The organism is Ralstonia mannitolilytica (assembly GCF_000954135.1).
In the GTDB taxonomy this organism is placed as follows: domain Bacteria; phylum Pseudomonadota; class Gammaproteobacteria; order Burkholderiales; family Burkholderiaceae; genus Ralstonia; species Ralstonia mannitolilytica.
In genome coordinates, this window is the sequence record NZ_CP010799.1 from 886,312 (window position 1) to 909,224 (window position 22,913).

Below are 22,913 nucleotides of genomic sequence, written 5' to 3' on the forward strand. Positions count from 1 at the left end.
TTCTTGAGGATGTCGCACCAAGGTCGTCCGGATTGGCATCAGGGTTGTGCACAATCCAAGCGCGGTTTGCTCGATTAGAATGGCGAGATGCCAGCGCCTACGACCCCTCCGATCTCCCGGCCCCGCCGCAACAACGCCGAAATCGACGCCCGCATTTCCGATGCGGTGTACGAGGCGATCCTTGAGCAGAAGCTGCCGCCGGGCACGCGCCTGGTCGAGGCACAGCTATGCAAGGCTTTTGGGATTACGCGGGGGACATTGCGCCGGGTGCTGGTGAAGCTGGCGCATGAGGGCGTGGTGGAGCTGCAGCCCAATCGCGGCGCGATCATCGCCGTGCACGACGCGGCGGAAGCGCGACAGGTCTTTGGGGCGCGGCTGATTCTGGAAACCGGCTCGGTGCGGGAGCTGGCCCAGCACGCCACCGCGGCTCAACTCGCCGAATTGCGCGCGCTGGCCGCGGCAGAACATGCCAGCCGGGAATCGGGCAACTGGCGTGAGTGGATCCGCCTGTCGGGCGATTTCCACATCCAGCTTGCCGAGGCCAACGGCAACCCCATCATCACGGCGATGCTGCGCACGCTGGTGGCGCGCACCTCGCTGCTGATCGGGCTTTATGAGTCTCCCGCACGGCCGAGCTGCGGCCACGACGAACACCTGGCCATTCTCGATGCGGTGGAGCGCCGCGAGGGCGAGCGTGCCGCGCGGCTGATGGGCGAACACCTGGGTGAATACATCGCTGCGCTGGAGCTGGAGCCCCGGCAGGTGGAGTCGATCGATTTCTCGACGCTCTTCCGCCGCGTCAAGCTCTGACCGGGCGGTGGCCTAGCGTTGCAGGATCGCCAGGCCCACCAGAATCCCCACGGGCGGCAACACGCACCAGAACGATAGCGTCGCAAACGCCAGCGCCCCCAGCACCGCCCCGATGGCAAAGCCGGCAAGCGGCGGCACCATCTTGCGCAACCGCGTGCGCGCAACGTCCTTCTGCGTAGCGCCCGGCGACAGCAGCTCCACCACGTCGATCACGATCTGCGTGGTGTTGCCCGTCATGATCGTCGTGGGGGCGTGTTCCGACAGCACGATGCGCGCCTTGGCGTTCTGCACGCCCATCGCCGCGACGCCGATCAGCCCGACAACGATGGTGGCCGGTGCATCGGGCGACTGAATCGGCAGCGCCAGCAGGCCCGCCGCCATGAAGGCCAGCAGCAGAACAGCCTGCACAAGCAGCAGCGGCCGCAGCGGCGCCACACCGCGCCGCGCGAGCGCCGTCACGGCGAGTTTGGTCGCCGCCACGGCCATCACGAACATGGGCAGCGCCAGCAGCTTGGCAAGCACGCCTTGGCCGGAGCCCGCCAGTTCCAGGCCGATCATCACGAAGTTGCCGGTGACATGCGCGGTGAACAGTCCGAACAACGCCGCGAAGCCGACCACATCCACATAACCCGCGACGAACGCCAGCAGCGTTCCCTGTGCGATCAGGAAACGCGCTGACGCTGGTGTGGCCGTTGCCGCCGTCGCCGCTTCAGAAGGCAAAGCACGAACACCCGAAGGCGCCCCAGAAGCCGCGGAAGTCGGTGGTCGGCACATTAGCCGTGCGCGCTTTCTGGTGGGCGTGGCCGTGCACCGAACACGAACCGACGCACTGATGCACCTGCTGCTGCATGGGCGCAGCCGGCCGCCAGTGCCCCGGCACGCGCGCCACGGGCGACCACTCCGGCAGCACCGGAATCGGCGGCGGGCCGAATTCGGCAAACTCGGCGGCGCCGTAGACGATGCGGCCGCCCACCACCGTCAGCACCGATTCGATGGTCTTGATATCGGCCTCGGGCACGCTGAAGAAATCCGCCGACAACGCCGCCAGATCAGCGAGTTGCCCCACCTTGATCTGCCCCTTGTTGCCCTGGTCTGCGGAGAACCACGCGCTGCCGTGCGTGTACAGCTCGAGCGCCACTTCGCGCGGCAGCCCTTCCGGATACAGCGCCATGCCGCCCACGGTGCGCCCGCTCGCCAGCCAGTACAGCGACGTCCACGGGTTGTAGCTCGACACGCGCGTGGCGTCGGTGCCGGCGCCCACGGGCACGCCTTCGGCCAGCATGCGCTTGATGGGCGGCGTCTGTTCGGCAGCGGCTGCGCCGTAGCGGTCGACAAAGTATTCGCCCTGGAAGGCCATGCGGTCCTGGATGGCGATGCCGCCGCCGAGTGCGCGCACGCGCTCGATGTTCTTCGGCGAAATCGTCTCGGCATGGTCGAAGAACCACGGCAGGCCGTTGAAGGGAATGTCGCGGTTCACGCGCTCGAACACATCGAGCATGCGCGAGATCGATTCGTCGTAAGTGGCGTGCAGCCGGAACGGCCAGCGCTGCGCGACGAGGTGGCGCACCACGGTTTCCAGCTCCTGCTCCATCGTCTCGGGCAGGTCGGGGCGCGGTTGCAGGAAGTCTTCGAAATCAGCGGCGGAGAAGACCAGCATCTCGCCCGCGCCGTTGTGGCGGAAGAAGTCATCGCCCTGGCGGTATTGCAGGCTGCCGGTCCAGTTCTTGAAGTCGGCCAGCTCTTCTTTCGGCTTCTGCGTGAAGAGGTTGTAGGCGATGCGGATGGTGAGCTGGTTCTGCGCCGACAGCTCGCGGATGACCTCGTAGTCTTCCGGGTAGTTCTGGAAGCCGCCGCCCGCGTCGATGGCGCTCGTCACACCCAGGCGGTTCAGCTCGCGCATGAACTGGCGCGTGGAGTTGACCTGGTATTCGGGCGGCAGCTTCGGCCCCTTGGCGAGCGTCGCGTACAGGATCATCGCGTTGGGCCTGGCGATCAGCATGCCGGTGGGCTCGCCGGATGCGTCCCGCTGGATCTCGCCGCCGGGCGGGTTCGGCGTGTCCTTGGTGTAGCCGACCTGGCGCAGCGCCGCGCGGTTGAGCAGCGCGCGGTCGTACAGGTGCAGCACGAACACGGGCGTATCGGGCGCGGCCTGGTTCAGCTCTTCGAGCGTGGGCATGCGCCGCTCGGCAAACTGGAATTCCGACCAGCCGCCCACCACGCGCACCCATTGCGGCGACGGCGTGCGCGCGGCCTGCTCCTTGAGCATGCGCATCGCGTCGGCCAGGGAGGGCACGCCTTCCCAGCGCAGCTCGAGGTTGTAGTTCAGCCCGCCCCGGATCAGGTGCAGGTGTGAATCGTTCAGGCCGGGAATGACGGTGCGCCCGCGCAGGTCGATGACCTGAGTCGTGGCACCACGCTGTGCCATCACGGTGGTATCGTCGCCCACGGCAACGATGCGGCCGTCACGCACGGCAACGGCGCTGGCGGTGGGGCGTTCGCGGTCGACCGTGTGGATGCGGCCGTTGTGCAGGATGAGGTCGGCGGTCATTGCGTCAGTATTTGGGATAGATCGAAAAGCGTCCGGGTCCGGCAATCAGGACGGTGGTGAAGATGATCAGCAGCATCCACCCGAACTGTCCATCGGCAAGCGACCAGTCCGGATGCACCACCAGCATGGCCACCAGCAACGTGGCGATGATGGGCAGACACGCCAGGCGCGTCAGCACGCCAAGCGCAATCAGCAGCGGACACAGTGTTTCCGACAGGATGGCGAGCAGCAGCGTGGGTGCGGCGCCCATGTGGAATGGGTCTTCAATGCGCGTCAGTTCCTGGCTGTAGTGCAGCACCTTGGGCAGCCCATGCACGGCGATCAGCAGGGCGCTGCCGGTGACGCGCAGGAACAGCAGGCCGGCATGCAGGGCAACATTCGCCGCGGTGCCGGCGGGCGCGGCAGCGTGCGAGGGTTCGAGCGACAGGCGTGTCATGGCATCAGCTCGGATTGCGCGGCGTGGCGCTGCCGGATTCGCCGGTGGCGGCCAGGTCCGTGGGGGACGCCTGGGGTGGCGCTTGGCTCGGCACTTGAGGCGGCGCGCCGGTGATCTTCGGCACGCATTCGTGCCGGAACCACGCCATGGTGATCGGCTCGCCGGCCAGCAGGCGCTGCGCGGCCGGCACGATCTGTTCGCCGATCAGCATGCCGAGCAGCCCGACCAGCGCGATGGCCGGTGGCGCCGGTGAGCGGACGTGCAGCAGTGCATAGATGACGCCAACCAGCATGCCGACGGCAATGGAGATGAGATAGGGCTTCACGAGGAGGGCTCCAGAACGCCCTTCTGCACGAAGACCAGCATCTGCGCGTCCCACGCGTCGGCGTTGTGCGGCCAGCCCTGCGAGAAGACGACGGGCTTGCCGCTGCCCCAGTCCTCGTAAAAGATGCGCGTACCGTCTTGGGTGGTAATCGTTTGCATGGGAATGAGAGAGGGGGGCGTTGAAGGGGCGACTGGGCGACGCATGCGGTTGCACATGCGTCGCCCGGCCGGAACAGCGTCTTCTTTTATGGTCGGCGGCGCGGTCAGTTGGCAGCCACGGCAGCCAGCGCCTCGTGCGGCGTCGCGGTGCGTTGCGGGGCCTTGTGCACCATCGTGTAGGCGTAGTCCACGCCCATGCCGTAGGCGCCGGAGTGCTCCTTCACCAGCTTCATGACGGCGTCGTACGTGTCGCGGTGGGCCCAGTCACGCTGCCATTCGAGCAGCACCTGTTGCCACGTCACGGGCACCACGCCGGCCTGGACCATGCGCTGCATGGCGTAGTCGTGCGCGTCTTTCGATGTGCCGCCCGAAGCGTCGGCGACCATGTAGATCTCGTAGTCGGCATCGTGCATGGCCGACAGCGCGAAGGTGCAGTTGCACACCTCCGTCCACAGACCCGAGACGACCACCTTCTTGCGGTTGTTCTTTGCCAGGGCATCGCGCACCTTCTGGTCGTCCCAGGAGTTCATCGAGGTGCGTTCGAGCAGTGGCTGATCCGGAAACACATCGAGCAGCTCCGGATAGGTGTAGCCCGAAAAGCTCTGCGACTCGACGGTCGTAATGGTGGTGGGGATGTTGAAGATTTTGGCGGCCTTGGCAAGGCCAACGGTGTTGTTCTTCAGGACCTGACGATCGATCGATTGCACGCCGAAGGCCATTTGCGGCTGGTGGTCGATGAAGATCAATTGACAGTTCTGCGGGGTAAGGACTTCCAGCTTGGGATTCATGGCCGTATCCAGTTTCCGATGGGGAACTACGAGAGGGGATGCTGCAGACCTGTCGTCGCATCGACGCGGCGCGATCAACGGCCCAACCATGATAGGAAGTTGCGTTCGGGGTGGAACGGCTGAATTGGCGAGTGCAGTTTTTGGGATTGCCGAACAATCGTCGCGACGTCCGGAAACACTCCGCCGGTACCCTGGATCCGCGCGCGGGCCGAGGGCGCCGGTCGTGGAATTCGGGCCGCGTGGCCCTCAGCAACGTCAGCGGATCCAGCCGCGCTCGAGCAGCGGTCTGTCCCAAGCCAGCTCGCCGGCATGGTGGCTGGCAAGGCAATCGATGAGCGCACACACCTTGACCGCCTGCCGCTGCGTCGCCGGATACACGGCCGAGAAATGCAGCGGTGTCAGGTCGTAATCGGCCAGCACGGGCACGAGGCGGCCGGCGACCAGGTCGTCGCTGATGACGAGCGTTGGCAGGCAGGCGATGCCGGCGCTGGTCAGGGCGTAGTCGCGCAGCAGATGCACGGAGTTGGAGCGCACCCGCTCGGGCAGGTCCATCGCGGGGAGCGTTTCGCCGTTGCGCGAGAACTCCCAGCGCTTGCGTGTCGGATAACCGGAATACAGCGCCAGTGAATGCTGCAGCAGGTCGGCCGGCTGCTGCGGCAGGCCGTACTCTTCCACGTACGCCGGCGTGGCGCAGAACATGCGCCGCAGCGCGAACAGGCGCCGCTCGATCAGCGAATCGTTGATGGGCGGGAAGATCTGGAACACCACGTCGAACCCGTCGGCAATGGGGTCGACCACGCTGTCGTCCACCACCACGTCGAGCTGGATATCGGGGTACTGCGCACCGAACCGGGCCAGCGGTTCGGCAAAGTGGCTGAGCGCGTATCCGGGCAGCATGCGGATGCGCAGCTTGCCGGCCGGCGTGGCGCGCAGGCCGCGCATCTGGTCGGTGAGATCCGTCAGCATGCAGACGGCTTCGGCGCATTGCTTGTAGTAGGTCTCGCCCACTTCGGACAAGCGCACGTGCCGCGTGCTGCGGTGAAACAGCGGCGCTTCGATAAAGCGCTCCAACTGCTGCACGCGGTTGGTGACCACCGAGTTGGTCACGCCCAACTGGCGGGCGGCTTCGGCAAAGCTGCGCGTTTCTGCCACGCGCACGAAGGCTTCGATACTGAGAAAGCGGTCCATTTGCAGCGTCCTGGCGCCTGGGGTGAAAGGGGGGCGCGACGCCGGCCATCATACGGCGAACCGGTGAAATGTGACGGGAGCGTCAGCGAGGCTTTTCTGCCCGTCGTCGCGTCGTTTATCCTCTGCAATCTGTTTCATCCCGTCTTCCATTCCAATACCAAGCAATACCAAGCGAGGAGCAGTTCATGGCAATTCAAGTCGTCGGCATCGTGGGTGCCGGAACAATGGGCAACGGCATTGCGCAAGCGTGCGCCGTGGTCGGGCTGGATGTGGTGATGGTGGATATCAGCGATGCCGCCGTGCAGAAAGGCATTGCCACCGTGGCCGGCAGCCTGGACCGCCTCATCAAGAAGGAAAAGCTGACCGAAGCCGACAAGGCCGCCGCGCTGGCACGCATCCATGGCTCGACCAGCTATGACGACCTCAAGCGCGCCGACCTCGTCATCGAGGCCGCCACCGAGAACTTCGACCTGAAGGTGAAGATCCTCAAGCAGCTCGAGGCGGTCGCTGCGCCGCACGCGATCGTGGCGTCGAACACGTCGTCCATCTCGATCACCAAGCTGGCCGCCGTGCTGCAGGATGCCAGCCGCTTCATCGGCATGCATTTCTTCAACCCGGTGCCGATGATGGCGCTGGTGGAAGTCATTCGCGGTCTGCAGACGAGCGATGCCACGCATGCGGCGGTGGAAGCGCTGGCCAAGCAGCTCGGCAAGACGCCCATCACGGTCAAGAACAGCCCGGGCTTTGTCGTCAACCGGATCCTGTGTCCGATGATCAACGAGGCGTTCTGCGTGCTGGGCGAGGGTCTGGCTTCGCCGGAGGAGATCGACGAAGGCATGAAGCTCGGCTGCAATCACCCGATCGGGCCGCTGGCGCTGGCCGACATGATCGGCCTGGACACCATGCTGGCCGTGATGGAAGTGCTGTACACCGAATTCGGTGATCCGAAATACCGCCCGGCCATGCTGATGCGCGAAATGGTGGCCGCCGGCTACCTGGGCCGCAAGACCGGCCGCGGCGTGTACGACTATCGCAAGTGAGCCAATCCCACACCGCATCGGAGCCGTCCATGTCGATCTATACGTATCAGGTGCTGTGGGCTGACCTGGACGGCAACCAGCACCTCAAAAACACGCGCTACATCGACTACGCGTCGCACAGCCGGTTTCGTTTTCTGACCGAGCAGGGCTTTGGCCCGAAGGCCTTCGCGCAGCACAAGCTCGGGCCGGTGGTATTTGAAGACCGTGTCAGCTACCGCAAGGAACTGCGCCTCATGGATGCCTTTACCGTGAGCGTGGAGACCGCCGGCCGCAACGAGCGCGGTTCGCGTTTCATCATGGTCAACCGCATCCGCAATGAAGCGGGCGACCTGTGTGCGGAAATCACCAGCATGTGCGCGTGGTTCGACCTGGCCGAGCGCAAAGTTGCCGCGCCACCGCCGGCGCTGTTCGCCGTGATGGAACGCACGCCCCGTACGGACGACTACCGGCTGCTGTAACGGCTGTCCGCCAACTGTCAGGCCGGATTCGCGCAAACTGTCTGCAAGTGTGCATGGAGACGGTGTGGCGGTGCGTTGAAGATGACGCATCGCCACACCGTTTTTTTTTCTTCCCCAACACTTCGGACGCCACCATGTCGCGCTACGCCTTCCGCCTGCTCAACGTCTTTGCCGAATCCACCTTTGGCGGCAACCAGCTCGCCGTGTTTGAAGACGGGCGCGGCCTGGACGACGCCACCATGCAGGCCATCGGACGCCAGTTCAACCTGTCCGAGATCACCTTCATCTTTCCCGACGAGGCCGATGGCGCCACGGCGCGCTTCCGCATCTTCACGCCCGATTACGAGATGCCGTTTGCGGGCCACCCGTCGCTGGGGACCGCGCAGGTGGTGCGCGAACTGTATGGCCCCGGCAATGAGCTGACGTTGCGTTGCCAGTCGGGCATCGTGTCGCTGACGGCGCAGGACGACGGGTGGTCGCTGGTGCCGCCGCGCTCCGGGGCCCTGAGCACGCGCGAGGCGGACCCGGCCATCGCCGCCATGCTGGGCTTGGATGCCGATGCGCTGGCAGGCCCGCCGCTGTGGGTGGATGCCGGTATCGAACAGTTGATGGTGCCCGTCAAGACACGCGCTGATGTCGATCGCGCCCGCCCCGATCTGTCGGTATTCGACGCGTGGCCGCGCAGCCGCAACGACGGGCGCAATGCGTACGTCTTCACCATGCCGAAGCCCGGCAGCAATGATCCGGTGGTGTCGCGCTTCTTCTTCGAATACGGCACCGGCATGCTCGAAGATCCGGGCACCGGCTCGGCGTGTGCCAACCTCGGCGGCTGGCTGCGCGCGACGGGCCATGCGTTGCCGGCCAGTTACCGCATCGAGCAGGGCGCTGCGGTGGGACGACCCTGCCACCTCACGCTGCGGGTGGATGCCGACGGCACGATCCACGTCGGTGGCCGCGTGATCGAAATCGGCCGCGGCACGTTGACGATTTAATCGGCGGCGCCCAGCTGCTTGCAGAAGAACGTCGTTCCGCAGAACGCGCCGTCGGGCATCAGCGCGTAGTTGGGCACCACGCCCACGCGCTGCCAGCCGGCGCGTGCGTACAGCCGCTCGGCGTCGCCGCCCGTCACGGTGTCGAGCACGAGCACCGTCTTGCCCTCGGCGCGCGCCTCGTCTTCGATGGCCGCCATCAACCGCTGCGCCAAGCCCTGACGGCGCGCGCGGCGGTGCACGAGCATCTTGGCGACGTCGGCGCGGTGCGGCTGGTTTTCGGGCTGCGCGAGCACCAGTTGCACGGTGCCGTGGATGGCGCCCGCCGCATCTTCGGCAATCAGCAGGGCGCGCTCGCCCCTGGCCACGCCGTCAGCCACACCGCGCCAGAATGCCCGCGCCTTGTCTTGCGACAGCGGCGCCATGAAGCTGACCGACGCGCCGCCCTCCACGCAATCGATGAGCACATCGGCCAAGGCATCGACGCACGCACTTGCCTCGTTGGCGCCCACGCGGCGGATGGTCAGGGTGTCGGTCATCAGGGCCTCCAGTGGGCAGCAGATACGGTTGTGAGTGCGACGAGGTAGCGGGCCGGCCGCCGCGTGGGGTTGTGATAGACGATCGGACAGTCCAGCCGCATGGTCAGGCAATCGCCTGCATTGAGGCGCCAGTGCGCGTCGCCCACGGTCATTTCCATCGTGCCTTCGATGATCCACACCTGCTGGTGGATTTCCGCATCGCGCGCGCCGGTGTCATAGGCGACGCGCTCGCCGGGCGGAAAGTGCACCTCCACGAGCTGCAGCGGCGAACGCGCTGCCGGCGACAGGTTGCGGCGCACGTAGCCCGAGGCGGGGTCCGTCCACTCCGGCTGCTGCGCCGCGCGCGATACGGGCGAGGGCTCCGCGGCCGGCGCCGCACCGTCTTCGAACAGCGAGGCCAGCGTCACGCCCAGCGCGGAGCTGAGCCGATCGAGCACCGCAGCGGTCGGGCTGCTCTGACCGCGCTCGATCAGGGAAATGGCCGATCGGCTGACCTGGCTGCGTTCGGCCAGCGCGTCGAGCGAGAGCCCCTGGGCGTCGCGCAATTCGCGCAGGCGCCGGGCGATACGTTGATGGATGTCCATGCATTCCAGTTTAATGGAATTCTTCATCTAGTAAACTGGAATATGAAGCGACGAATGATTGGCCTTGCTGAGGGTAGTGCCTTGCGCAACCGTCGGCTGAATCTTGCGATTGCTGCTAGATTGCCCAGCCACGCAAATTTTTTCGCCGTTTTCTAGACGATTGGTCTACAGGAGATTGCCATGCCGCAACGTGAAGCCGTCAATCGCCGCATCGTTCTCGCCAGCCGCCCCAGCGGTACGCCTTCGCTCGACAACTTCCGCATCGAAGAGACTGCCGTGCCCACGCCGCAGGACGGCCAGGTGCTGCTGCGCACGCTGTACCTGTCGCTCGACCCCTACATGCGCAATCTGATGGATGAAGTCGGCCCCGGCTACGCGCCGCCGGTGGAGGTGGGCGCGCCCATGGTGGGCGGTACCGTCAGCCGCGTGGTGGCATCGCGGGACGCGCGATTTCGCGAGGGCGATGTGGTGCTCGGCGCGGCTGGCTGGCAGGACTATGCCGTTGCCGCCGGCGACGAGTTGACCGCGCTGGGCGATATGCCGGAGCCATCGCTGGCGCTGGGCGGGCTTGGCATGCCCGCCTTTACGGCGTACGTCGGTCTGCTCGACATTGGCGAGCCCAAGCCCGGCGAAACCGTGGTGGTGGCCGCGGCCACGGGCGCGGTCGGCGCGGTGGTGGGACAGATTGCCAAGCTCAAGGGCGCGCGCGTGGTCGGCATTGCCGGCGGCGCGGACAAATGCCGCTACGCCGTCGACACGCTCGGCTTTGACGCTTGCCTGGACCGCCGGCAACCCGACCTCGCGAAGCGCCTGGCCCAGGCCTGCCCAGACGGCATCGACGTGTACTTCGAAAACGTGGGTGGCGAGGTGTTCGACGCGGTGTTGCCGCTGCTGAACATCGGTGCACGCGTGCCGGTGTGCGGTTTCATTGCGCACTACAACGACGAGGCCGCCGCCGGGCCAGACCGGCTGCCCAAGGTCACCGCGACCGTGCTGCAGAAGCGCGTACGCATGCAGGGCTTCATCATCCTCGACCACTACGCCAGTCGCTACGACGCGTTCCAGCGCGACATGGCCGCGTGGGTGGCGGCCGGCAAGGTGAAGGTGCGCGAAGACCGCGTCGAGGGCCTGGAGAACGCCCCGGCCGCCTTCCTCGGCCTGCTCGAAGGGCGCAACTTCGGCAAGCTTGTGGTGCGCGTGGCCGAGGTGTGATCGCCCGATGGGGCGGTACCGCTATTGCGGCGCCGGATCGCGCCGCTGGACGGCCGGCGGCACCCATGTTGCGTCGAGTGCTTCTTCCTTGGGCCACGTCAGCTGCATGCGCAGCAGGAACGGCCCGGTGGGCGGCGGCAGCCAGTTGCTGCGCATGCCGCTGGGCGGGGTGCGCTGGATCAGGATGTCGAGCGAGCCGTCGCGGTTCAGCCGCGGGCGGTCCGCCTCGCTCAGCACGTTGTGCAGGCTCGAGCGGTCTGCGGTGCGAGGCGGCTGCTGCACGGCGGCCAGCGCCCAGCCGGCGTTTTCGGGCGGCAGCTGGCCCCGGTCGAAATGCATGACGTAGCGGTGCGTGCTGTCCAGGGGCATGCCGTTCGCATCCGTCCTGGCGGTGGCGATGAGCATGTCTTCGGGCAGGTCGGTGCCGCCGCCATCCCAGGCGACGATGGCGCGCTGCGCATAGTCCAGCCCGTAGGCGCCGACCATGCGAGGGATGAACCAGCCGTTCTGCGTGACCGGCGGCTGCCTGGCGGCAAGCGCCAGGGTGTCCCGCGCGGCGGCCACGCCTGCGTCCATGACCTTCAGGGTGGCCGTGTTCACGGCCTTGGCGTCAAACGGGGCGCCGGGCACGATCCCGAGTTCGCGCAGCGACTGCACCATCGTCGAGTCGGCTGTATGCGGCGGATTCGTCCTGAGCAACTCGGCAAAGCGGGTGAAATAGCTGTTGGCATCGAGCGCGGTCACGCGGCGGCGGGCGGCATCGAGGCTCGCGTCGATGTCGGTGGCCTTGTCCGCACGGACCTTGCCGGCCGCCTCGCGGGCCGCCGGCTTGCCAAACGTCTCCAGCGGCATGACGCGGTAGCGGTCCTGCACGCGGCGGGCCGAGGCCATGTCGCGCTGGCCAAGCACCTGCGTGCGGGCGACGATCCACACCAGGCTGGTCGGCGCGGCAATCTGCTTGACCCCTGGCGGCAGCGTGCCTTCCCAGCCTGGCGGCGTGATCGCGTAGTGCGCGGCGCGTGCGCCGGAGGTGCGGTTGCCCAGCGATTCGAAGACATCCGTCCACGCGTCATGCAGCGAGACCCAGAGGTGGCGGCGGCCCGCGTCGGGCAGGCTCAGGATGACCGGCCCGGTGCGCAGGTCGACGAAGGCGCTGCTGGCGAGCACATCCACGCGCGGGCGCACGCCGGTGGGCAGCGCTTCGTCTTCCAGCGTGCGCTGATGCATGAAGGTGCCGGTGGGGGCGAGTGCCGACGTGGTCTGCAGCAGCGCATCCGTCATCATCAGCGGAAACGCGTAGACATAGGCGGAGCGCACGAGCGCTTCGTTCGGCTGCGGCAGGCGCTGTTCGATCGGTGCCGTGGTGGGCGCGTTCTGGGTGGAGCAGGCTGCCATGGCAAAGGCGGCCACGCTCAGCGCCACGGACGCCAGCTTGGTGAGCCGGCGCTCGCGCGCGGGGCAGTGCGTCATCGTGTTCTCCTTTGTCGTCGGCGCGCGCAACAGGAAACCAGACGCCTGTCGGACATCCCCCCCGGGATGCTTGCGCATACGAGCGCGCGGTCGTCGGTTTTGCGGCGCCGCATATTAAACCGTGAATCCTCGGACTGTAGGAGCGCTGCCCGCGCAAGTCAATTCAAGTGCTGCACGGCATTCATGCGTCGCTCAGCCTAGAGGCGCAGGTGCAGCGCAAGGCGCAGCCGGGCGGCGTCGTACTCGGCTTTCAGGCGGGCGACGATCTCCGCCGCCGGCGGCAGGTCGGCGATCTGGCCGACGCCCTGGCCCGCTCCCCAGATGTCTTTCCATGCCTTCGCCCGCGAGGTGCCGTCGCCGAAGTTCATGGCGGACTTGTCGGCCTGCGGCAGGGCGTTGGGGTCGAGGCCGGCGAGCTCGATGCTCTCGCGGATGTAGTTGCCGTGCACGCCGGTGAAGAGGTTCGTGTAGATGATGTCCGAGGCCGCGGCCCGCACGATGGCGCTCTTGTAGCTTTCGGCCGCATGCGCCTCCTGGCTCGCGATGAAGCGCGTGCCGATGTAGGCGAGGTCGGCGCCCATGGCCTGCGCGGCGAGGATGGCGTCGCCGGTGGCAATGGCGCCCGACAGCGCGATCGGCCCGTCAAAGATGCGCCGCACTTCGCCCACCAGCGCGAACGGCGACAGCGTGCCGGCATGCCCGCCCGCGCCCGCAGCCACCAGGATCAGGCCATCCACGCCGGCTTCGAGCGCCTTTTCGGCGTGGCGCAGGTTGATCACGTCATGCAGCACGATGCCGCCGTAGCCATGCACGGCATCGAGGATCTCCTTGACGGGCGCACGCAGCGACGTGATGAAGATCGGCACCTTGTGCTTGACGCAGGTGGCCACGTCCTGCTCCAGCCGTGCGTTCGAGTGGTGCACGATCTGATTGACCGCAACCGGGCCCACCACCCGGTCCGGGTGCGCGGCGCCATAGGCGGCGAGCGCCTCGTTGATCTGCGTGAGCCAGTCGTCGAGCACCTCGGCCGGCCGCGCGTTGAGCGCCGGAAACGCGCCCACGATGCCGGCCTTGCACTGCGCCAGCACCAGCTCGGGGTAGCTGACGATGAACATCGGCGAGCCGATCACCGGCAGCGTGAGGTGCTGCAGCGCGAGCGGCAGATGCTTGGCGGCGGGCATGGCGCCTCCTGGCGGGGGAACGTCGTTCGATTATAGGAACGATCCCGCACCCTGCCTTGCGCGAGGCCGCATGCGCTCAAGCGTGGACCTGCTGCGCCAGCAGTTCGATGAAGGTGCGGTTGAAGGCCGGCAGGTCGTCGGGCTTGCGGCTGCTGACCCAGTTGCGGTCGGTGACCACTTCCTGGTCGACCCACGTGCCGCCGGCGTTGCGGATGTCGTCTTGCAGCGTGGGCCAGCTCGTCAGCGTGCGCCCGCGCACCAGCCCGGCCGAGACCAGCAGCCACGGCCCGTGGCAGATCACGGCGATCGGCTTTTGCTCGCGGTCGAACGCTTTTACAAAGGCCTGGGCCTCGGGCACGATGCGCAGCGCATCGGCGTTGACCACGCCGCCGGGCAGCACCAGCGCGTGGAAATCTTCCGGTTTGGCGACGTCGAGCGTGATGTCCACCTTGAAGGTGTCGCCCTTGTCCGCATGGTGCAGGCCCGTCACGCTGACCGGCTTGGGCGAGACGATGCTGACGATGGCGCCGGCCCCCTCCAGCGCCTGCCTGGGGCTGGCGAGCTCGGCCTGCTCGAACAGGTCATGGACGAGGATGGCGATGCGCAAGTCATGTAGCGGGGTCATGTCGAACTCCTGGTCGGGAAGACGGAGTGGACGAGGCCGCAACCGCCGTGCCCGGTCTGCGCTAGCATGCGGAGCGCACATCGCACTTCCAACAGCGCACACGCATCGCACCTGACCGGAGACCCGCATGACCGCACCGCTTTCCATCGACGCCGCGCTGTTTCCCGGCTTTCGCCCGTTCCGCCAGGCGGTCAATGGCGTGGAGATCGCGGGGGTGATCGGCGGCAGCGGTCCGCCCCTGCTGTTGCTGCACGGTCACCCGCAAAGCCATGTGATCTGGCACAAGGTCGCGCAGGATCTGGCACGCGACTACACCGTCGTCGCCACCGACCTGCGCGGCTACGGCGCCTCGTCCAAGCCGGCCGGCAGCGCCCGGCACGTGGAGTACAGCAAGCGCACCATGGCGCAGGATCAGGTCGAGGTGATGCGCGCCCTGGGCTTCGGACGCTTCCGGCTATGCGCGCATGATCGCGGTGCGCGCGTGGCGCATCGCCTGTGTGTCGACCACCCCGCGCACGTCGAGCGCGCCATGCTGCTCGACATCGCCCCGACGCTGGCGATGTACGAGAACACCGACATGGCGTTTGCCTCCGCCTACTGGCACTGGTTCTTCCTGATCCAGCCGACGCCGTTTCCCGAGACCCTCATCAACGCGACGCCCGATTTCTACATCAGCAAACTGATGGGGCTGCGCCACGCCGGGCTCCAGCCGTTCGCCCCCGAAGCGATGGCCACCTACGCCGCCGCCATGCGCGAGCCCGACTGCGTGCACGCCATGTGCGAGGACTACCGCGCCGCGGCCACCATCGACCTCGAACACGATCGCGCCGACCGCGATGCCGGCAAGCGCGTGCGTGTGCCGCTGCGTGTGCTGTGGGGCGAGCACGGCGTGATCCAGCGGTGCTTCCAGCCGCTCGGGCTGTGGAGCGCCGTGGCGGACGACGTGAGCGGCGGCACGGTGCCGTGCGGGCATTACGTGCCGGAGGAGGCACCCGAGGCCCTGCTCAAGGAGATGCGGGCATTTTTTGCATGAGCGCGACGGGACGGACTACGCCTCCGCCCACTCCCGCAAGAGGTTGTGATAGGTCCCCGTCAACGCAATGACGGACGGCTCTTCCTGCCCCAGCAGCGCCATCAGCCGTTGCAGCGCCGTATCCATCTGGAACAGCAGCGTGCGATGGGCATCGCTGCGCACCATGCTCTGCAGCCAGAAGAACGAGCACACCCGCGCGCCGCGCGTGACGGGCGTCACGCGGTGCAGGCTGCTGCTCGGGTAGAGCACCATGTCGCCGGCCGCGAGCTTGACGCGGTGTTCGCCGAAGGTGTCGTCGATGACGAGTTCACCGCCGTCGTAGTCCTCGGGCTCGGTCAGGAACAGCGTGCACGACAGGTCGCTGCGGACGCGGAAATCGGTGCCGCGCAGGTGGCGCAGGGCGTTGTCGACATGGTTGCCGAACCTCTGGCCGCCCGCGTAGCGGTTGAACAGCGGCGGGAACACCTTCAGCGGCAGCGCGGCCGAGAAGAACAGCGTGTTGGCGGCCAGTGCATCCTGGATCAGCGTACCCGCCTCGCGCGCTGCGGGGGAGCCCTCCGGCAACTGTAGGTTGTGCTTGACCTGGCCCGACTGCGCTCCCGCGGTGACCTTGCCGTCCACCCATTGGGCGGCGTCGATGACGGCGCGGCACTGCGCGACCTGGTGCTTGGTGAGGACGGCCGGAATCTTCAGCAGCATGGTGATGTGGTTTCCAGCGCACCGGCCAGCGCACGCAGACGCGCATCGGGATGGCCGGCAAGAAAGTCATGCGCCTTCGCCAGGAAGGCCGGGGTGGCGGTGTGCGGAACGGCCTGCATCCAGTCGTGCGCTTCGTCGAGGCGGCCGGCCATGGCCAGCAGGCGGGCGGCGTTGAACTGGCCGCGGAAGTCGCCGCCTTCGGCCGCGCGCAGGTAACAGCGCAGGGCCATGGCCAGGTCCGCCTCGACTTCCCAGCCGTCTTCATAGAAGCCGCCGAGCACGTTGATCGACTTGGCATGCCCTTGCGCCGCAGCGGCCCGGAAGAGCGCGAATGCGTGCGCGCGGTCTGCCGGCACGCCACGTCCAAGCTGCAGGCTCGTGGCGTAGTTGTACTGGCCCCAGTCGAGGCCGGCCTCTGCCGCGCGGGCGTACCAATGCGTGGCGGTCTTGTCGCAGGCGGGGGTGCCCCAGCCGTGCTCGTAGCAGCGGCCGAGCATGTTGGCCCCCATGGCGTGGCCGGCCAGCGCGGCGGTCTTGAACCAGTACAGCGCTTCGGTGGCGTTGCGCTTGACGCCGCGCCCATCGAGCAGCCACTGGCCGTAGAGGGTCTGCGCCTCCGTATGGCCGCGCCGTGCGGCACCGGCAAGCCAGCGCGCGGCGCGGCCGGCGGGGCCGCTCAGCAGCGCGTGGATGGCATCGACCGCCGCATCGGCTGCGGTGCTTGCGGCATGTACCGCCATCAGTAGCGGATACCGAGCGTCAGGATGGCCGTGCGCCCCGGCGCCAGCGATGCATAGTGCGACGCATATGCCTGGTTGAAGTACACCTTGTCGAACACGTTCTGCACGTTCAGTTGCAGGGTGGTGTGCTTGTCGATGCGGTACGCGGCCATGGCGTCAAAGCGCCAGTAGGCCGGCACCCACTTCGGGCTGGCGGGGTTGGCGCTGCCCCATACCTTCGAGACGTAGTACGCGCCGCCGCCCAGCGTGAGTTTCGGCATCGGCTGATACGTCGTCCACAGGCTGAAGCTGTTCTTTGGCGTGTTGGGGAACGCGGTGCCGTTCGTCGCGCCAAACGCCGCGCCTGCGCCGCCGTTGTTGCGCAGTTCGCTCTTGAGGAACGTGTAGCCCCCGAAAACCTGCCACTGGCTGGTCAGCGCGCCCGACCAGCCGAGCTCGAAGCCATCGACGCGCTTGTTGCCGGCCATGGCGGCGGTGCCGTCCTGCTGCACGATGCGGGCGTTGGTGGTCTCGATCCGGAACACCGCGGCCGTCAGCGCGAGCTTGTTGTCGAGCACGTTCCACTTGGTGCCGAGCTCGTAGGCGCGATTCTTCTCGGGGGCCAGCACGTCGCCGCGATTGCCCGAGCGGTCCGGCGTGAGTGCGCTGGTATCGGCGCCCTGGCCCGCCACCGAGCCCGACGGCGTGGAAGACGTGCCGTATGCGAGATAGATGCTGCCGTTCTGCGCCGGCTTGAAGACGAGGCCGAGCTGATAGTTCAGCAGGTTGTCGTCGCGCGAGAAGCTGGAGCGCACGCCCTGCGCATTGGCCGACGTGGTCGCCGATGCCGAATAGCGGTCAAAACGCACGCCGCCGTTGACCTGCCAGCGCGGCGACAGCTCGATGGTGTCGAACACGTACGCCGATTGCGTGCGCACGGTCGTCTCGGCCGGGTTGTTGCTGAGCGTGATGCTGCCCGCCCACGGGTCGTTGGGATTGGGGGTGAACAGGCTCGTGCAGTTGTAGCCGCCTGCCGCACCCGTGCCGCTCGGGCACCGGTTGCTGCCGGTGGCAACGGTGTAGGTGTCATTGCGGCTGCGCTCGCGCGAGAACTCCAGGCCGGCCGCATAGCTGTGCTTGAGGCTGCCGGTCTGGAACCTGCCCGTCGCCTCGGTCTGGTTGGCGGCGGTATTGGCGACGGCGTAGCGCGAGTTGGTGCGGCGCCAGACCATGCCGTAGTAGATGTTGCCCTGGCTGTCGTCGGGCTGCGTCCAGATATAGTCCTGGCTGGTGCGGGCGATGCGCGTGGTGTTGCGCAGCTTCAGCGCGCTGGACACATCATGCTCCAGCGTGAAGGTGCCCATGTCGACGCGGTCGCGGCGGAAGTCGCGGCCCAGGCCGTAGTAGACGTTGCGATCGACGTTCACCGGCGCGCCATCGCCGGGGCCGAACAGCTGCGGGCGGCCATCGGTGCGGCGGTAGAAGTTGCCGTTGTTGTAGGGGATGCCGGTGTCGGGCGTGTCGTTCGACTGCAGGTGGTAGTACGACAGCGTCGCGCGCGTGGGCGTGCCCAGCCCGAAGGCGATGGACGGTGCGATGCCCCATCGGCTGAAGCTCGTGACATCGCGGCCGGCCACGCCGGCATCGTGGTACATGCCATTGATGCGCAAGGCGGCGTGATCGCCGATCTGGTAGTTGCCGTCCGCCGTGGCGCGCTTGTACGTCGCGTTGCCGACTGACACCGTACCCTCGGTGAACGTCTCCAGCTTGGGCGCCTTCGAGACGATGTTGATCGCGCCGCCCGCCGAGCCGCGCCCTTCATACGCGCCCGACGGCCCCTTGATGACTTCCACCGATTCCACGTTGAACAGCTCGCGCGACTGCGCACCGATGTCGCGCAGCCCGTCGAGGAAGGTGCTCGCCTGGGCGTCATAGCCGCGGATGAACGGGCGGTCGCCCACCGGGTTGCCGCCTTCGCCCGCGCCAAACGCAATGCCCGGCACCGTGCGCAGCGCCTCGGTGAGGGTGACGGATCCGCTGTCCTGCAGCACCTCGGCCGGAATGACGGTGACCGACTTGGGCGTGTCGAGCAGCGGAGCGGTGAACTTGCCGGTCGACGCTTCGTCGGTCTTGAAGCCGCTGCTGCCGGTGACGGTCTGCTCGGGCAGCGTGGCCGTGACGTGAGGCTTGTCGGTGTCCGCCATGGCCGGCGCGGAGGCCACGGCAAAGCTCATCGCCCCCGTGAGGTAGCCGACCACCGAGTGTTCGGTGCGCTTGCGTTCCGTCTGTGCTGCTTGCATGGCGTGATGCCGCTCCCTTGAGAGATCCAATGATCTGATGAATGCAAATGAGAATTGTTATTGTTTACATGTGAAGGAGTCAACGCAAAAACTGGCGATTGCCTTACGTTGACAAAAAATATCGAATGGGGTCAGGCGCTTACCGGCATGGGCCGGCCGCGTGGCGGCGACGTGCCGTCTCAGTCGCGGTTGTGAAGGCGACCGTATTCGATCGTGGCGGCCCCGGCCTTGACGAGCCCGGCGACGGCCGCGTCGAGCATCTCGGCGAGCGACGTCGTGGGAAAGAAGCGTGCCTGAAGGCGCGGCATCAGCGTGGTCTGCGCAAACCACGCGGCCAGTGCCTCGTGCGTGAGGGCCTGCTGCTCCAGCAGCTTGAACTTCACCAGCACCCGGATGGCGTGCAGGGCGTTGCGCTCAGGGTCGGCGCGCAGATACGCGAGCCGGCTGAACGCAGCATCGATGGCGGCGCTGACGCCGGTGAACGGGCGACCGTGCCCCGGCACCACCACGCGCGCGTCGAGCCGGGCGATGCGCTCCAGAATGGCCTGCTGCTCGGCAAAGCCGCTCTCGCCCTCCAGCTCGGGAAAGATCACGCCAAAGCCGCGCTCCCACAGCGCATCGGCGGAGACGAGCACGCGCGTCTCGGGGCTGTAGACGATGACGGCATTCGGATCGTGTCCTGGCGCGCCGATGACCTGCCAGTCGAAGCCCCCGAGGCGCAACGTCATGCCGTCTGCGAGGCCGGCCCCCGCTTCGGGCAGCGCAAAGCGCGCGCACTGCTGGCCGGTGGGCGCGTAGCTGAGGGCGGTGGTGTCCCAGCGGCGCACGTCGTCGACTTGCGCGGCAGGCACGCGGGTGTGGCAGCCGTACAGCGCCTGCAGCGCCGCGTTGCCGCCGCAGTGGTCGGAATGCAGGTGCGTATTCAGCAGGCGGCGCAGCGGCTTGCCTTGCAGCGCGTGCTGGACCAGCGCGGTGGTCTGCGGCGCGTGGGTGACGTAGCCGGAGTCGATCAGCGCGCAGCCGCCGTGTGCATCGTCATCGAAAAAGAGAATGTTGTTGGACGACAGCCAGCCGCGCTCGAACACGCGCATCGAGGCTGGCAAGGCGACGACGTCGTGCTCGGCCATGTCAGCCGCCAGACGTGTCGTTGAGCCACGCGCAGGCGCGCTCGGGCAGGGTCTGCCACACGGCCAGGCGTGCCGCGTCGGTCATGGTCGACCACGCGGCGATCTCGTCGAGGGTGCGCATGCAGCCGACGCACAGGCCGCGTGCTTCGTCCATCTTGCACACGCTGATGCACGGCGACGCCACCGGCTGCGTGCGCTCGGCCTGCACACGGCTGTTGCGCAGCTTGCCCAGGGCAAGCTTGAGTTGCGCGCGCGTGCAGGCATCCATGGCGTGGGTCAATCGCGCAGGGCGATGTCGGCGACGGGCGCGCCGGTCATGGCTTGCAGCTCGGCGGGCGTGAGGTTGAACACCGCATGCGGGTGGCCGGCGGCGGCCCACACGCTGTCGTACTGGAACAGGTCGCGATCGAGCAGCATGATGGGCTTGACCGCATGGCCGACGGGGCACACGCCGCCGATGGCGTAGCCGGTCTTCTCGCGCACGAACTTGGCATCGGCCTTGGCCAGCGCGCCGACGTGCGCCGAAACCTTGGCTTCGTCGACGCGATTGGTGCCGCTGGCGATCACCAGCACGGGCGCATCGTCTTCGGCGCGGCGGAAGATGATCGACTTGGCGATCTCCGCCACCGAGCAGCCGAGGCCGGCCGCGGCTTCGGCAGACGTCTTGCCGGTGGCAGGCAGCATCACGATGTCTTTCTCATAGCCGAGCGCACGCAGGTGGTCAGCCACGCGCTGGGCGGATTCGGGCAGGGGGGCGTTCGTATCGGTAGCAGTCATCGTCGTTGTTCTTCGTCCGTCGTCAGATGCAGGCCTGCGCGACCTGGTCCTGCAGCTTGAGCAGCAGCGCGCGTCCGGCGCGTGAAGCCGTCGGGCGGCCGATGGCCTGCGAGATGAAGTCACCCGCCAGCACCACCTTGTCGAGGTCGATGCCGGTGCGGATGCCCAGGCCGTGCAGCAGGTACAGCACGTCTTCGGTGGCGACGTTGCCGGTCGCGCCCTTGGCGTACGGGCAGCCGCCCAGCCCGGCCACCGAGGCATGGAAGATCTGGATGCCGACTTCCAGGCTGGCGAGGATGTTGGCCAGCGCCTGGCCGTACGTGTCGTGGAAATGGCCCGAGAGGCGGTCGATCGGGAACGTCGCCGCGGCGGCTTCCATCACGGTTTTCACCTGCCCGGCCGTGCCCACGCCGATGGTGTCGGCAATGTCGATCTCGTCGCAGCCGAGGTCGGCCATGCGCTGGATCACATCCACCACCGCCGACACCGGCACCTCGCCCTGATAGGGGCACCCGAGCGAGCACGAGATCGATCCGCGCACGCGAATGCCCGCATCCTTCGCGGCCTTGGCCACCGGCACGAAACGCTCGATCGATTCGGCAATCGAGCAGTTGATGTTCTTCTGCGAGAAGGCCTCGCTGGCCGCGCTGAAGATCACGACTTCATCCGCACCGGCGGCGGCAGCGGCCTCGAAGCCCTTCATGTTGGGCGTGAGCGCCGAATACAGCGTGCCCGGCCGGCGCTGGATGCGCGCCATCACATCGGCGCCGTCGGCCATCTGCGGCACCCACTTGGGCGACACGAACGACGCCGCTTCCACGTTGACGAAGCCGGCGTCGGACAGCCGGTTCACCAGTTCGACCTTGGTGTCGGCCGAGACCGGCGACTTCTCGTTCTGCAGACCGTCGCGCGGGCCAACTTCCACCACCTTCACAAAATTCGGGAGTGTCATCTCAATAACCTCGTTGCAGATCGACGATGCCGGCAATCGGTTCGCCGGCTTCCAGCGCGCGGATCTTGCCCGCGATCTGCGCAATGCTGATCTCGCGCAGCGTCAGCGCGGAAATGTGCGGCGTGATGTGGATGCGCGGTTCGGTCCAGAACGGGTGGTCGGCCGGCAGCGGCTCGGTGCGGAACACGTCGAGCGCGGCCCCGGCAATGTGGCCGCTGCGCACGGCGGCCAGCAGGTCGTCTTCCACCACATGCTTGCCGCGCGCCACGTTGACGAGGAACGCGCCCGGCGTGAGTTGAGCCAGCAGCTTCGCGTCGATCACGTTTTCGGTGTCGGCCGTCAGCGGCAGCACGTTCACCAGCACGCGCGTGCCGGCGAGAAAGCCCGGCAGTGCATCGCTGCCCGCGCGGCAATCGACGCCATCGACGTGCTTGGCGGAGCGGCTCCAGCCGCGCACCGGAAAGCCGAAGCCTGCCAGCGTCTTGGCGATGTGCGTGCCCAGCACGCCCAGGCCGAGCACGCCGACGACGAATTCGTCGCGGTTGAACGGCTTGAGGAATCGCCACATCTTCGCTTGCTGCTGACGCTCGTATTCGTCGAGCCGGCGGAAGAAGCGCAGCACGGCGTGCGTGACGTACTCGCTCATCTGCGCGGCCATGCCGGCGTCGTCCAGGCGCACGATCGGCAGCCCCTCGGGAATGGCATCCGGCGACTGCGCACGCAAGCCCAGAATGGCATCGACACCCGCGCCCAGGTTGAACACCGCACGCAGATCCCGGCGCCCGCGCAGCATCTCGGCGGGCGGCTGCCAGACGACGGCGTAGTCGGCGTCTGGCGTCGCGCCCGGCTCCCACACCGACAGCCGCGCTTCGGGCAGCGCCTGCGCAAAACCGTCGAGCCAGGGTTGGGGCTTGCCGTCGGGCGTGTAGATCTGGATGTGCATGTGAGGCAACTT

25 protein-coding genes and 1 pseudogene are annotated in these 22,913 nt (G+C 67.3%); 6 read left to right on the forward strand and 20 right to left on the reverse strand.

The window, feature by feature from the left end; all coding sequences use genetic code 11:
* Positions 1-87: 87 nt before the first annotated feature.
* Complete coding sequence (locus tag TK49_RS04225; protein WP_045785581.1) at positions 88-810, forward strand: GntR family transcriptional regulator; 723 nt, start codon at positions 88-90, stop codon at positions 808-810.
* Positions 811-822: 12 nt separating this feature from the next.
* Here TK49_RS04225 and TK49_RS04230 read toward each other — a convergent pair whose 3' ends face one another.
* From TK49_RS04230 to TK49_RS04255, 7 genes and pseudogenes are all read right to left on the reverse strand, one after another.
* Positions 823-1,530 carry a YoaK family protein gene (locus tag TK49_RS04230; RefSeq protein WP_045785582.1) on the reverse strand — a complete coding sequence of 236 codons (708 nt, stop codon included), beginning with the start codon at positions 1,528-1,530 and terminating at the stop codon, positions 823-825.
* Positions 1,520-3,358: an amidohydrolase gene (locus TK49_RS04235; RefSeq protein ID WP_045785583.1), complete on the reverse strand. Its 1,839-nt coding sequence runs from the start codon at positions 3,356-3,358 to the stop codon at positions 1,520-1,522. The genes TK49_RS04230 and TK49_RS04235 overlap by 11 nt, the downstream gene beginning before the upstream one ends.
* A 4-nt stretch (positions 3,359-3,362) precedes the next feature.
* Positions 3,363-3,794: a DoxX family protein gene (locus tag TK49_RS04240; protein ID WP_045785584.1), complete on the reverse strand. Its 432-nt coding sequence runs from the start codon at positions 3,792-3,794 to the stop codon at positions 3,363-3,365.
* Positions 3,795-3,798: 4 nt separating this feature from the next.
* The gene (locus tag TK49_RS04245; RefSeq protein WP_045785585.1) at positions 3,799-4,119 is read right to left on the reverse strand and encodes a XapX domain-containing protein; all 321 of its coding nucleotides are present in this window, start codon (positions 4,117-4,119) and stop codon (positions 3,799-3,801) included.
* A 17-nt stretch (positions 4,120-4,136) separates the two neighbouring features.
* Positions 4,137-4,277, reverse strand: a pseudogene (locus TK49_RS24400) (alpha/beta fold hydrolase); the annotation flags it as partial.
* A gap of 104 nt (positions 4,278-4,381) precedes the next feature.
* Positions 4,382-5,065, reverse strand: coding sequence for a hydrolase (locus TK49_RS04250; protein ID WP_027678469.1), 684 nt, complete (start codon positions 5,063-5,065; stop codon positions 4,382-4,384).
* 255 nt (positions 5,066-5,320) lie between these two features.
* A complete protein-coding gene (locus TK49_RS04255) occupies positions 5,321-6,253 on the reverse strand; it encodes a LysR family transcriptional regulator (RefSeq protein ID WP_045785586.1) in 933 nt (310 codons plus the stop codon).
* A gap of 185 nt (positions 6,254-6,438) precedes the next feature.
* Here TK49_RS04255 and TK49_RS04260 point away from each other — a divergent pair, with 185 nt between their 5' ends.
* The 3 genes from TK49_RS04260 (at position 6,439) to TK49_RS04270 (ending at position 8,743) form a co-directional block, all read left to right on the forward strand.
* Positions 6,439-7,293: a 3-hydroxybutyryl-CoA dehydrogenase gene (locus TK49_RS04260; RefSeq protein WP_045785587.1), complete on the forward strand. Its 855-nt coding sequence runs from the start codon at positions 6,439-6,441 to the stop codon at positions 7,291-7,293.
* 29 nt (positions 7,294-7,322) lie between these two features.
* Complete coding sequence (locus TK49_RS04265; RefSeq protein WP_027678466.1) at positions 7,323-7,751, forward strand: acyl-CoA thioesterase; 429 nt, start codon at positions 7,323-7,325, stop codon at positions 7,749-7,751.
* A gap of 134 nt (positions 7,752-7,885) precedes the next feature.
* Positions 7,886-8,743 carry a PhzF family phenazine biosynthesis protein gene (locus TK49_RS04270; protein WP_045787742.1) on the forward strand — a complete coding sequence of 286 codons (858 nt, stop codon included), beginning with the start codon at positions 7,886-7,888 and terminating at the stop codon, positions 8,741-8,743.
* Here the strand turns inward: TK49_RS04270 and TK49_RS04275 are convergent.
* Both TK49_RS04275 and TK49_RS04280 read right to left on the reverse strand, forming a co-directional pair.
* Positions 8,740-9,279: a GNAT family N-acetyltransferase gene (locus TK49_RS04275; RefSeq protein WP_045785588.1), complete on the reverse strand. Its 540-nt coding sequence runs from the start codon at positions 9,277-9,279 to the stop codon at positions 8,740-8,742. The genes TK49_RS04270 and TK49_RS04275 overlap by 4 nt on opposite strands.
* Positions 9,279-9,863, reverse strand: a complete 585-nt coding sequence (locus tag TK49_RS04280; RefSeq protein WP_045785589.1) for a helix-turn-helix domain-containing protein — start codon at positions 9,861-9,863, stop codon at positions 9,279-9,281. The genes TK49_RS04275 and TK49_RS04280 overlap by 1 nt, the downstream gene beginning before the upstream one ends.
* Positions 9,864-10,043: 180 nt before the next feature.
* Between TK49_RS04280 and TK49_RS04285 the strand changes: the two genes are divergently transcribed.
* Positions 10,044-11,075, forward strand: a complete 1,032-nt coding sequence (locus TK49_RS04285; protein ID WP_045785590.1) for an NADP-dependent oxidoreductase — start codon at positions 10,044-10,046, stop codon at positions 11,073-11,075.
* Between the two features lie 21 nt (positions 11,076-11,096).
* On the opposite strand, the gene TK49_RS04290 is transcribed toward TK49_RS04285, so the two are convergent.
* From TK49_RS04290 to TK49_RS04300, 3 genes are all read right to left on the reverse strand, one after another.
* The gene (locus tag TK49_RS04290) at positions 11,097-12,545 is read right to left on the reverse strand and encodes a DUF1254 domain-containing protein (protein ID WP_045785591.1); all 1,449 of its coding nucleotides are present in this window, start codon (positions 12,543-12,545) and stop codon (positions 11,097-11,099) included.
* A gap of 197 nt (positions 12,546-12,742) precedes the next feature.
* Positions 12,743-13,726, reverse strand: coding sequence for an NAD(P)H-dependent flavin oxidoreductase (locus TK49_RS04295; RefSeq protein WP_045785592.1), 984 nt, complete (start codon positions 13,724-13,726; stop codon positions 12,743-12,745).
* Positions 13,727-13,802: 76 nt separating this feature from the next.
* Positions 13,803-14,351, reverse strand: coding sequence for a type 1 glutamine amidotransferase domain-containing protein (locus tag TK49_RS04300; protein ID WP_045785593.1), 549 nt, complete (start codon positions 14,349-14,351; stop codon positions 13,803-13,805).
* A gap of 127 nt (positions 14,352-14,478) precedes the next feature.
* On the opposite strand from TK49_RS04300, the gene TK49_RS04305 reads away from it, so the two are divergent.
* Positions 14,479-15,384 carry an alpha/beta fold hydrolase gene (locus TK49_RS04305; protein ID WP_045785594.1) on the forward strand — a complete coding sequence of 302 codons (906 nt, stop codon included), beginning with the start codon at positions 14,479-14,481 and terminating at the stop codon, positions 15,382-15,384.
* 15 nt (positions 15,385-15,399) lie between these two features.
* Here TK49_RS04305 and TK49_RS04310 read toward each other — a convergent pair whose 3' ends face one another.
* The 8 genes from TK49_RS04310 to TK49_RS04345 form a co-directional block, all read right to left on the reverse strand.
* Positions 15,400-16,083 carry a Fe2+-dependent dioxygenase gene (locus TK49_RS04310; protein WP_045785595.1) on the reverse strand — a complete coding sequence of 228 codons (684 nt, stop codon included), beginning with the start codon at positions 16,081-16,083 and terminating at the stop codon, positions 15,400-15,402.
* Complete coding sequence (locus TK49_RS04315; RefSeq protein WP_045785596.1) at positions 16,074-16,823, reverse strand: tetratricopeptide repeat protein; 750 nt, start codon at positions 16,821-16,823, stop codon at positions 16,074-16,076. Before TK49_RS04315 ends, TK49_RS04310 begins: the two co-directional genes overlap by 10 nt.
* Positions 16,823-19,102, reverse strand: a complete 2,280-nt coding sequence (locus tag TK49_RS04320; RefSeq protein WP_045785597.1) for a TonB-dependent receptor — start codon at positions 19,100-19,102, stop codon at positions 16,823-16,825. Before TK49_RS04320 ends, TK49_RS04315 begins: the two co-directional genes overlap by 1 nt.
* Positions 19,103-19,281: 179 nt before the next feature.
* Positions 19,282-20,229 carry an MBL fold metallo-hydrolase gene (locus TK49_RS04325; RefSeq protein ID WP_045785598.1) on the reverse strand — a complete coding sequence of 316 codons (948 nt, stop codon included), beginning with the start codon at positions 20,227-20,229 and terminating at the stop codon, positions 19,282-19,284.
* Position 20,230: 1 nt separating this feature from the next.
* On the reverse strand, positions 20,231-20,497 hold the full coding sequence (locus TK49_RS04330; protein WP_045785599.1) for a DUF1289 domain-containing protein: 267 nt from the start codon (positions 20,495-20,497) through the stop codon (positions 20,231-20,233).
* A gap of 8 nt (positions 20,498-20,505) precedes the next feature.
* Complete coding sequence (locus TK49_RS04335) at positions 20,506-21,006, reverse strand: YbaK/EbsC family protein (RefSeq protein ID WP_045785600.1); 501 nt, start codon at positions 21,004-21,006, stop codon at positions 20,506-20,508.
* Positions 21,007-21,028: 22 nt separating this feature from the next.
* On the reverse strand, positions 21,029-21,958 hold the full coding sequence (locus TK49_RS04340; protein ID WP_045785601.1) for a hydroxymethylglutaryl-CoA lyase: 930 nt from the start codon (positions 21,956-21,958) through the stop codon (positions 21,029-21,031).
* Position 21,959: 1 nt separating this feature from the next.
* A complete protein-coding gene (locus TK49_RS04345) occupies positions 21,960-22,901 on the reverse strand; it encodes a 2-hydroxyacid dehydrogenase (RefSeq protein ID WP_045785602.1) in 942 nt (313 codons plus the stop codon).
* Positions 22,902-22,913: the final 12 nt, after the last annotated feature.

Excerpts from the sequence above, each read along its gene's own strand:
- TK49_RS04325 (WP_045785598.1), bottom strand. The coding sequence starts at position 20,229 with ATGGCCGAGCACGACGTCGTCGCCTTGCCAGCCTCGATGCGCGTGTTC.
- TK49_RS04235 (WP_045785583.1), bottom strand. The coding sequence starts at position 3,358 with ATGACCGCCGACCTCATCCTGCACAACGGCCGCATCCACACGGTCGAC.
- TK49_RS04260 (WP_045785587.1), top strand. The coding sequence starts at position 6,439 with ATGGCAATTCAAGTCGTCGGCATCGTGGGTGCCGGAACAATGGGCAAC.
- TK49_RS04290 (WP_045785591.1), bottom strand. The coding sequence starts at position 12,545 with ATGACGCACTGCCCCGCGCGCGAGCGCCGGCTCACCAAGCTGGCGTCC.
- TK49_RS04330 (WP_045785599.1), bottom strand. The coding sequence starts at position 20,497 with ATGGATGCCTGCACGCGCGCGCAACTCAAGCTTGCCCTGGGCAAGCTG.
- TK49_RS04250 (WP_027678469.1), bottom strand. The coding sequence starts at position 5,065 with ATGAATCCCAAGCTGGAAGTCCTTACCCCGCAGAACTGTCAATTGATC.
- TK49_RS04275 (WP_045785588.1), bottom strand. The coding sequence starts at position 9,279 with ATGACCGACACCCTGACCATCCGCCGCGTGGGCGCCAACGAGGCAAGT.
- TK49_RS04255 (WP_045785586.1), bottom strand. The coding sequence starts at position 6,253 with ATGGACCGCTTTCTCAGTATCGAAGCCTTCGTGCGCGTGGCAGAAACG.
- TK49_RS04225 (WP_045785581.1), top strand. The coding sequence starts at position 88 with ATGCCAGCGCCTACGACCCCTCCGATCTCCCGGCCCCGCCGCAACAAC.
- TK49_RS04295 (WP_045785592.1), bottom strand. The coding sequence starts at position 13,726 with ATGCCCGCCGCCAAGCATCTGCCGCTCGCGCTGCAGCACCTCACGCTG.
- TK49_RS04340 (WP_045785601.1), bottom strand. The coding sequence starts at position 21,958 with ATGACACTCCCGAATTTTGTGAAGGTGGTGGAAGTTGGCCCGCGCGAC.
- TK49_RS04335 (WP_045785600.1), bottom strand. The coding sequence starts at position 21,006 with ATGACTGCTACCGATACGAACGCCCCCCTGCCCGAATCCGCCCAGCGC.
- TK49_RS04305 (WP_045785594.1), top strand. The coding sequence starts at position 14,479 with ATGACCGCACCGCTTTCCATCGACGCCGCGCTGTTTCCCGGCTTTCGC.
- TK49_RS04320 (WP_045785597.1), bottom strand. The coding sequence starts at position 19,102 with ATGCAAGCAGCACAGACGGAACGCAAGCGCACCGAACACTCGGTGGTC.
- TK49_RS04270 (WP_045787742.1), top strand. The coding sequence starts at position 7,886 with ATGTCGCGCTACGCCTTCCGCCTGCTCAACGTCTTTGCCGAATCCACC.
- TK49_RS04265 (WP_027678466.1), top strand. The coding sequence starts at position 7,323 with ATGTCGATCTATACGTATCAGGTGCTGTGGGCTGACCTGGACGGCAAC.
- TK49_RS04315 (WP_045785596.1), bottom strand. The coding sequence starts at position 16,823 with ATGGCGGTACATGCCGCAAGCACCGCAGCCGATGCGGCGGTCGATGCC.
- TK49_RS04280 (WP_045785589.1), bottom strand. The coding sequence starts at position 9,863 with ATGGACATCCATCAACGTATCGCCCGGCGCCTGCGCGAATTGCGCGAC.
- TK49_RS04310 (WP_045785595.1), bottom strand. The coding sequence starts at position 16,083 with ATGCTGCTGAAGATTCCGGCCGTCCTCACCAAGCACCAGGTCGCGCAG.
- TK49_RS04345 (WP_045785602.1), bottom strand. The coding sequence starts at position 22,901 with ATGCACATCCAGATCTACACGCCCGACGGCAAGCCCCAACCCTGGCTC.
- TK49_RS04285 (WP_045785590.1), top strand. The coding sequence starts at position 10,044 with ATGCCGCAACGTGAAGCCGTCAATCGCCGCATCGTTCTCGCCAGCCGC.
- TK49_RS04300 (WP_045785593.1), bottom strand. The coding sequence starts at position 14,351 with ATGACCCCGCTACATGACTTGCGCATCGCCATCCTCGTCCATGACCTG.
- TK49_RS04240 (WP_045785584.1), bottom strand. The coding sequence starts at position 3,794 with ATGACACGCCTGTCGCTCGAACCCTCGCACGCTGCCGCGCCCGCCGGC.